Here is a 7198-nt window from a genome sequence, read left to right on the forward strand (position 1 = left end):
TGATGGTCAGTTCTTCATTTTGAAGATCAGCGATGATCAAAAAACCGAACAAAAAAGAGTGTTGATGGTGTCATCAAACTAATTGATCGGGTTACATGTTTATAAACAAGAAAAGCGCAGGATTTTGGTTCTGCGCTTTTTGCTTAATGCCTTTTTCTCCATCGCCCCGAAGTTTCGAAAAGAGATCAATTCCGGTGAGAGAAGTAAAATATGTGTCAATATTTTATTAGAGAAGTTGTAACCGAAGCGTCTGAAAAATCCATTTTTACTCTGTAAACGCCAGAGGTCAGATGCTCTATTGACAGTTTTTGATAAGCTTTTAATTGATTTGTTTCCAAAACCAATTGTCCCATTGCATTGTAGATTTTCAAAGAATTGGGAATTTCTCCCTGCAATAGATTCAATGTGATTGTGCCTGAACTGGGATTTGGAAATAAATACCAGCAATGCCCGCTCTCGCATTGATTGTATGGATTCGGATTTCTGACTTCTACTAAGCCAGATCCGTAGGTTCCGCAACCGGGACCTGCATGATGAATTGTTTCAAAGGCTTCAGTGTTCGGATCAATACTGAAAAGACTTCCTTTTATTTTTGGAGAGTATAGTTTTGAATCCGTACCGTAGATCAAGTTATCAATTCCCATGACCAATTGACTGTAAGGAGAATTACTCAATCCAAAATCCAGTTCAATATTCGAACGATAGCTATTTTCTAACAAATCATAAGAAAACAAGTATCTCTTTAATTGTGGATCCATTCTGATTCCGTAAACTTTTTGATCGTTTCCGATGCAGAAATCAGTCGGGTAATTTGTTGTTTCATTGCCAGGAAATTGATGCAAATATTCAAAGGTTGATGTTGCCGGATCATACGAAAAAAGGGTTGTTCCCCCTGTTCCGTATTTGTTCATTGGAATACCTATTATTTTTCCTGAAGCACTTTTCTGTAATTGACTGGGATTAAGACTTGTTCCATAGAATTGCTTGATCAATGTGATTGACTGAGTGCCGGGGGAAAATTTACAAAGTCCCAGATCATCATAGTTTGTTGCCTGGCAGTATCCGTAAAGTTCGGAATCATTCCCGGCAATCATGTAAGTCATTTTCGGAAACCCGGTTGCATTGTATACGGTTGTAATTGAATCTGTTTGCGTATCGTATTTCAGAATATAACTGTTGTTAAAACTTGAAGAGTTTTTATCCAATGCGCTGAGGTATAATGTGTTATTTCCAGCATCTGTCAAGTTGTAAAAATCCTTTTCAAGCGGGAGTTTGCTTCGGTTTTGATAAGTATTGGAGGCCGGATCGAATGAAAACAAGTAGTTGGGATAATTAATAAAAATGCCGTAAAGTAATCCGTTAGATGCTAGTACCATTGATTTACCGGAAGGATAATTAGTTGGAATTGGTGGCGGATAAAATCGGATAACTGCTCTAAGATCAGAAGTTGTCGGATTGAATTGCACAACGGATCCTGAAAATTCTGCGCCAGAAGCAGCCAGTGCATAGAGATTGCCGTTTTTGTGAAGGGCAAGTGTTCCCATGGGATATTGACTTCCGCCAACAGGGTCTGTGAATTGAAATTGGTTTTGGAATTCCGAAGTGCTTACATTGTAGGAAAAAATATTTCCCGAACCCTGTGTGCCATAGCTCGCAGTCCCATAAAGTTTATTTCCGATTTGAGTGAGTTTTCCTTTAGGACGATAGGAAGAATTGTTGTCAAATGTGTAGAGAACTGATACCTGGTTTGTCTGTGGATTAAAGCGATAGAGTTGTCCCGATGAAGCTCCTTGTCCTTGACAAAGACCGTAAAGCATTCCGTCATAACTGGATTTGATAAATCCATTCGGTACGGGAGCGGAAAGTTGTGCTTTTATCTCAAAGGTATTTTGCGTGTAATCAAAAGAGAAAATATTGGAAGGGGTGTGACCATATAACATTCCTTTTTCAAATTCAGCCAATTCGCCGGTAAGTCCGCCGATATATTTCAATACGGATATTGCATCAGCTGCAGGTTTTCCGGGGTCGAAACAGCAAATTGCAGCAGAAGTATTAAAGTAAAACTTTCCGTCAGAAGCTGCGGTTAAACCTGAAATAGGATTTCCGTGATTCGGTTTGAAATAGGCTGCGGTATCTAACCTGTTGGTTTGAACATTATATGAAAAAATAAGACGGCTTTCCGAAGCCCATCCGCCAATACTATAAAGTAATTTGTTGGTTCCCAGTACCGGTTTGCCAAAAACCATATCGGCGTAATAGTCGGTTTGAGCAACTATTTGGTAATTATTGGATGCCGGATTATAAGAACAAACTCCAATAGAACAAGGCAGAACAACAAAAGAGTAAAGTTTTCCATTCGGATGAGCGAGGAATTCATTGTTGGTTCCTATTTGCCCTAAAAAAGTTTGAAAATTGTAAACAACTTTAAATGTGTGGTCTGCAGTGGAGTATTTGAAGATGTGCCCGGATCCATTTCCACCTCTTTGGTTGATGCCATAAATGGCACTCTGAGAAAAGGAGAAGAAACTGTAAAAAGTGATCCAGATAAAAGCGAGTAGTCTGATTGATTTCATGAAACAGATTTTTACAAAAATACATTTTTGTAATGATAACTGACTGATTGCTTTTTTGTTTCGATTGGTTTGAGTTGCTTCATAGAATAAAATGGAGCGAAATAAGGCAGTTTGACATCAAATAACGGGATTAAATACAAAGCGCAAAACATGGTCTTGCGCTTTTTGTTGTTGTAGGTTATCGGATTTAATTTCCTCCGTGTTGTGAGCAAAGTCCGTTCTGACTTTTAGTCATGCGTTTGCAACGGGTGTTTGATTGTGTTGTTGCAGAACATTGCACTGAAACTATTTCTTTTGGTTCGGAGCTTGTTTCTGCGGTTTTCCCCCAGGACCAGCAATCGATACACACCGTTCGTTCAATGATTTTTTCTTCGTTGTCGGGAAGTAACGGGAAAAAGTCGATTCCCGTGAAAGTTTCAACACTGTCAATCGAAACCGCAAACGATTTCAACTCTTTTTGAGATGCTGCATTCGGCATAATGAATCCAATTCCTTTAACATCCGGTTCCGAGTAATCTAAAATCACTTTGTAGTAATATGCAGGTACGGAAACTTCATTCGGACCGATCGTTTTCAAACCTTCTGTCAAAACAGGGCCCGTTACGATATAAATGTCTTTGTTTTCAATTGCCCAGTTTCGAACCAATTCTTCTGCTTTTTTCCAGATTCCGCGATTAAAACTTGGTTCCTGCGGACTCATATTGCTGTAGTAAAAACTTTCTGCCACTGTTACTTCCGACCAGCCCATATCAGCTGCCGGTGCCAAATGCCCGCGGTCATACCCCGATTTTTCGTAATCTTTATCGGTTGCCGAACCACTTGTAACCATTGGGTCTACAAGAAATTTATCGGTTCTTTCGTACACATTGTTGGTTCTTTCTTCCGTGAGTTCATAAGCAATCCAGCTTGCCTGTTCATGAGCTTCATTGTATAGAAGAGAATATGCCATGTGTTTGATAATCTGATCACCCGATACGGTTTTGGGGAGTTCCAAACCGGAAATGCTTGCCGGAGCCGTTCGTTTGTTGCTGGTACTGTCTGTATGCTCCCGGAACGTATTCACATGAGCCAATACCATTTTGCCATCGTGATTTCTTTTTTGCTGTGAAAAAGCCTGAGAAGATGGGAGGAAGAGGGCTGCTAAAATAATGATAAGTGTTCTCATGGCTTAAGCTTTAAATATGCTACAAACCTAAGCATCCGGAACGTCTTAATCAACCGTATTTCCCACAATTGTGGATCTTCGGGAAACCACCGTTCAAACTTCCAGTTCATACATTTTTTTCGAAACCCGGACTCTCACTTCTTTAGCAACCTGGTTTATCAATGACGAAGGACCGCGAAGAACCCGCCTGATTTTTGGCTTATTACAGCTGTCTGTTTTGGATCTGACAGTTTCCCCGGAGTTTCCTTCTTCTTTCCATGTGCCCATTAAAACGCCGTTTTTGTATAGGGCAGCATTTGCCTGGAAATGCAGGCTGGAAACAGACACAAAATTGACTGAGTGATTGAACGAACAGCTGTCAATGTAACTTTCCCTCCGAACGGATTCACTCATACGGATGTTTGTGATTTTCAAAACATAGATGGCCGTATCGGTTTGGAGAGTGAGGTTGTTTTTATTCAAAGAAGAGACTAGTTCCTGGTTGAATTTTGTAGCAATTTCGGAAGTAGAATACTCATGCGCATAACTCGGGTAGATAAGCGTTTCATTGGGATTGGAAGGATCAAAAGGAGGAAAGAATTTTTCCAGATAAACGGAAGCTTCAGTCGTTGTGATCAGTTGAACAGCTACAACATGAGGAAGTGTTTTTCCCTTTTTGCAGGAAGCAAGGAACATGGCTAAAGAAAGAATATAGAAAACAGGTTTCATGGTTGCAGTTTCATTCCGGGAAGAAACAAATTGTATGCCACTTGTTAAAATTTGGTTAAAACAAGACCCGGGAAATTGTTGATTCTGTTTCAGAAGACTGAAAAAGATTGAATAGCGTTACCTTTCACGAAATTAATTTTCGGTCAGATGAAAAAAGAATATTGGGACGTAACAGACGAGCAGGTCATTGAAAAAACGGGCAAACCGATTGCTTTTTGGCTGGAAACACTCACGAATTTCAATGCCGGTGAGAAAAAATCCAATGAGGTAGTTGCGTTTTTGCAGGAAATGCATGCCGTTCCACGTTATTGGGCAAGAACCCTCACAACGCACTATCTGAAAAATACCGGAAATTGAATGTGCTGACTGTAATTTAAGAACGGATTGCTACCGGAACGGGTTTTCCCAATTGGTATAAAAACGCAAAATGTGAATTCACAGCACTCATCAACGTTCTGTTCTCCAAATAAGGAACACCGAATTCTTCTGCCGTTTCCTTTACGATCTCCGCAATTTCAGGATAGTGAATATGCGAGACATACGGGAATAAATGATGTTCTACCTGGAAATTTAAGCCACCCACATACCAGGAAATCCATTTGGACTTGCGGGAGAAATTAGCTGTTGTTTGAAGCTGGTGAATGGCCCAGTCGTTTTCAATAATTCCTTCGCTGTTCGGAAGCGGATGACTGGTTCCTTCTACCGTATGTGCCAACTGAAAAATAAGTGCCAGGATGAAGCCTGCAATGGCGTGCATCAATAAAAAGCCTAAGATAGTTACTCCGACCGGCAAACCGATAATGGCAATCGGCAAATAAAGCGCGGTGAAGAAATAAATCACTTTCATCGAAACAATCTGGATGATCTTGCGCACATGACTTTTCTTCTCTTCACAAAAAATCTGGTGGCGACGGTATTGCATGAACTGAACAAAATCTTTCAGTGTTACCCAGTATAAAGTCAGGATCGAATAAAAGAAAACCACATAAATAAACTGAAAGCGATGGTAGGATTTGCGCTCCGAATGCGGACAAAAACGCATCAATAGTTTGTCATCAATGTCCTCGTCCATATTTGCCACGTTGGTGTATGTATGATGCAATACATTGTGCTGCATTTTCCAGTTACAAACCGAACCGCCCAGTAAATTGAGCGTATGTCCCATAAAATAATTCAATGTTTTGTTCTTCGAAAACGCTCCGTGATTCGCATCATGCATCACACTCATGCCAATTCCCGCCAATGCAAAACCCATCAAAGCCCAAAGCAGCAATTGTGCAAAAACCGGGAGTGGGATGGTGAGAAGGAGAATAAAAGGGGTAATATAAATGGCCAAAAGAGCGATTGCTTTGATGTACAGTTTAGTGTTTCCTTGTTTTTTTATTTTGTTTCCGCTAAAATATCCATCTACGCGTTTCTTAAGTGTTGGAAAGAAGTGTTCAAGGTCTTTCTTCTTCCATTTCACTGAACCTATTTCGCTCATTCAAATTAGTTAGGTGCACAAGGTAGGTATAAAAAGTCGCATTAGTTGCCGTCAGGAAACCGGTTTCCCTTTTATTTAGCGGAATTCCGGATTTTGAACCGGTTATTTGAGGGTAATCATAGTCGTATCAGTTGATTAACAATCCGGAGGCGAATCGTTAATTATTGAAAGAGATTTACGCAGACACTTTAAAATCAAAGAAAAGGAAGGAGATTTGTATCGAACTTCAATTCCGGTTGCATATTTTCATGCTGTCAAATCGTCATGAATTTCATCTTGGCATAAGGCTTGACAATCCACAGTGTCGGGATTTTTTTGACTGCTTATCAGTTGTTGTGATAAGATCAATGACATTTTGGCGTTAAAATACACATACATGAAAGATTCATTCGATAATACAATTATAGTTGCTTCCGGAGAAGAAGATGCGGAATTCTTGCCTTTAATGTCTCAGGATGACGAGGACAATATGAATAAGGAAGTTTTTCCCGAAGACTTACCCATTTTACCACTTCGAAACAATGTGCTTTTCCCCGGAGTAATGATTCCCATTACGATCGGTCGTGATAAATCGTTGAAATTATTGCAGGATGCAAACAGCGGAAAAAAGATCATCGGAGTAGTGGCTCAGATTGATCAGGACGAAGAAAGTCCGGAATTCAATGACCTGCACCAAATCGGAACCGTTGCGCAAATCGTTCGCTTGCTGAAAATGCCGGATGGTTCCTCAACAGTGATTATCCAGGGAAAAAGACGCTTTGAAATAACTGAACCTTACCAAACCGAGCCGTACATGCGTGCGAAAGTGAAGTTTCTGACGGAAATTCTGCCGGAAAAAGACGATCAGGAAATGGAACTGCTTTTCAGAAATGTCAAAGAGCTGGCGCTTCAGATTATTAAAGACAGTCCTAATATTCCTTCTGAAGCGGCTTTCGCGATCGGAAATATTGAGTCGCCGACCTTCATGGTGAACTTTATTTCTTCCAATATGAATGCGGATGTGAAGAAGAAGCAGGAATTACTGGAAGAACTCGATTTCAGAAAGAGGGCACGTTTGGTGGTTGAACACCTGACATTGGAGTCTCAGTTGCTGGAAATGCGCAATGAAATTCAGACGAAAGTGCGTTTGGATATGGATCGTCAGCAAAGAGAATATTTCCTGCATCAGCAAATCCGTACTATCCAGGATGAGTTGGGAGACAATCCGCTGCAATTTGGACAGTTCCTTGTAAAACAACTTAGAAACTTCTTTGCTCCACTTTTTCTTTG

General features: G+C 40.3%; 6 protein-coding genes. 2 read left to right on the plus strand and 4 right to left on the minus strand.

All coding sequences use genetic code 11. The features are described 5' to 3' along the window. Nucleotides 1–215: 215 nt before the first annotated feature. The 3 genes from Q1V93_RS01200 to Q1V93_RS01210 all read right to left on the minus strand — a co-directional run bounded on the left by Q1V93_RS01200 (nucleotide 216) and on the right by Q1V93_RS01210 (nucleotide 4446). Nucleotides 216–2573: a T9SS type A sorting domain-containing protein gene (locus Q1V93_RS01200; RefSeq protein WP_300660354.1), complete on the minus strand. Its 2358-nt coding sequence runs from the start codon at nucleotides 2571–2573 to the stop codon at nucleotides 216–218. A 187-nt stretch (nucleotides 2574–2760) separates the two neighbouring features. Next, nucleotides 2761–3738: a DNA/RNA non-specific endonuclease gene (locus Q1V93_RS01205; protein WP_300660356.1), complete on the minus strand. Its 978-nt coding sequence runs from the start codon at nucleotides 3736–3738 to the stop codon at nucleotides 2761–2763. 93 nt (nucleotides 3739–3831) lie between these two features. Next, nucleotides 3832–4446 (minus strand): hypothetical protein, encoded by a 615-nt coding sequence (locus tag Q1V93_RS01210; RefSeq protein ID WP_300660358.1) that lies wholly within the window; start codon nucleotides 4444–4446, stop codon nucleotides 3832–3834. A 147-nt stretch (nucleotides 4447–4593) separates the two neighbouring features. On the opposite strand from Q1V93_RS01210, the gene Q1V93_RS01215 reads away from it, so the two are divergent. After that, nucleotides 4594–4803 carry a DUF4287 domain-containing protein gene (locus tag Q1V93_RS01215; protein WP_300660360.1) on the plus strand — a complete coding sequence of 70 codons (210 nt, stop codon included), beginning with the start codon at nucleotides 4594–4596 and terminating at the stop codon, nucleotides 4801–4803. A gap of 16 nt (nucleotides 4804–4819) precedes the next feature. Here the strand turns inward: Q1V93_RS01215 and Q1V93_RS01220 are convergent, their stop codons facing one another. Continuing rightward, complete coding sequence (locus Q1V93_RS01220; protein ID WP_300660361.1) at nucleotides 4820–5929, minus strand: acyl-CoA desaturase; 1110 nt, start codon at nucleotides 5927–5929, stop codon at nucleotides 4820–4822. Between the two features lie 376 nt (nucleotides 5930–6305). On the opposite strand from Q1V93_RS01220, the gene Q1V93_RS01225 reads away from it, so the two are divergent. After that, on the plus strand, nucleotides 6306–7198 hold an 893-nt coding region (locus Q1V93_RS01225; RefSeq protein ID WP_300660363.1), incomplete at its 3' end, for an LON peptidase substrate-binding domain-containing protein.

Origin of the sequence: Fluviicola sp., from assembly GCF_030151805.1 — a bacterium.
Classification (GTDB): domain Bacteria; phylum Bacteroidota; class Bacteroidia; order Flavobacteriales_D; family Crocinitomicaceae; genus Fluviicola.

What these genes read in the sequence shown, in the direction of transcription:
- Q1V93_RS01200 (WP_300660354.1), bottom strand. Translation starts at nt 2,573, where the DNA reads ATGAAATCAATCAGACTACTCGCTTTTATCTGGATCACTTTTTACAGT.
- Q1V93_RS01205 (WP_300660356.1), bottom strand. Translation starts at nt 3,738, where the DNA reads ATGAGAACACTTATCATTATTTTAGCAGCCCTCTTCCTCCCATCTTCT.
- Q1V93_RS01210 (WP_300660358.1), bottom strand. Translation starts at nt 4,446, where the DNA reads ATGAAACCTGTTTTCTATATTCTTTCTTTAGCCATGTTCCTTGCTTCC.
- Q1V93_RS01215 (WP_300660360.1), top strand. Translation starts at nt 4,594, where the DNA reads ATGAAAAAAGAATATTGGGACGTAACAGACGAGCAGGTCATTGAAAAA.
- Q1V93_RS01220 (WP_300660361.1), bottom strand. Translation starts at nt 5,929, where the DNA reads ATGAGCGAAATAGGTTCAGTGAAATGGAAGAAGAAAGACCTTGAACAC.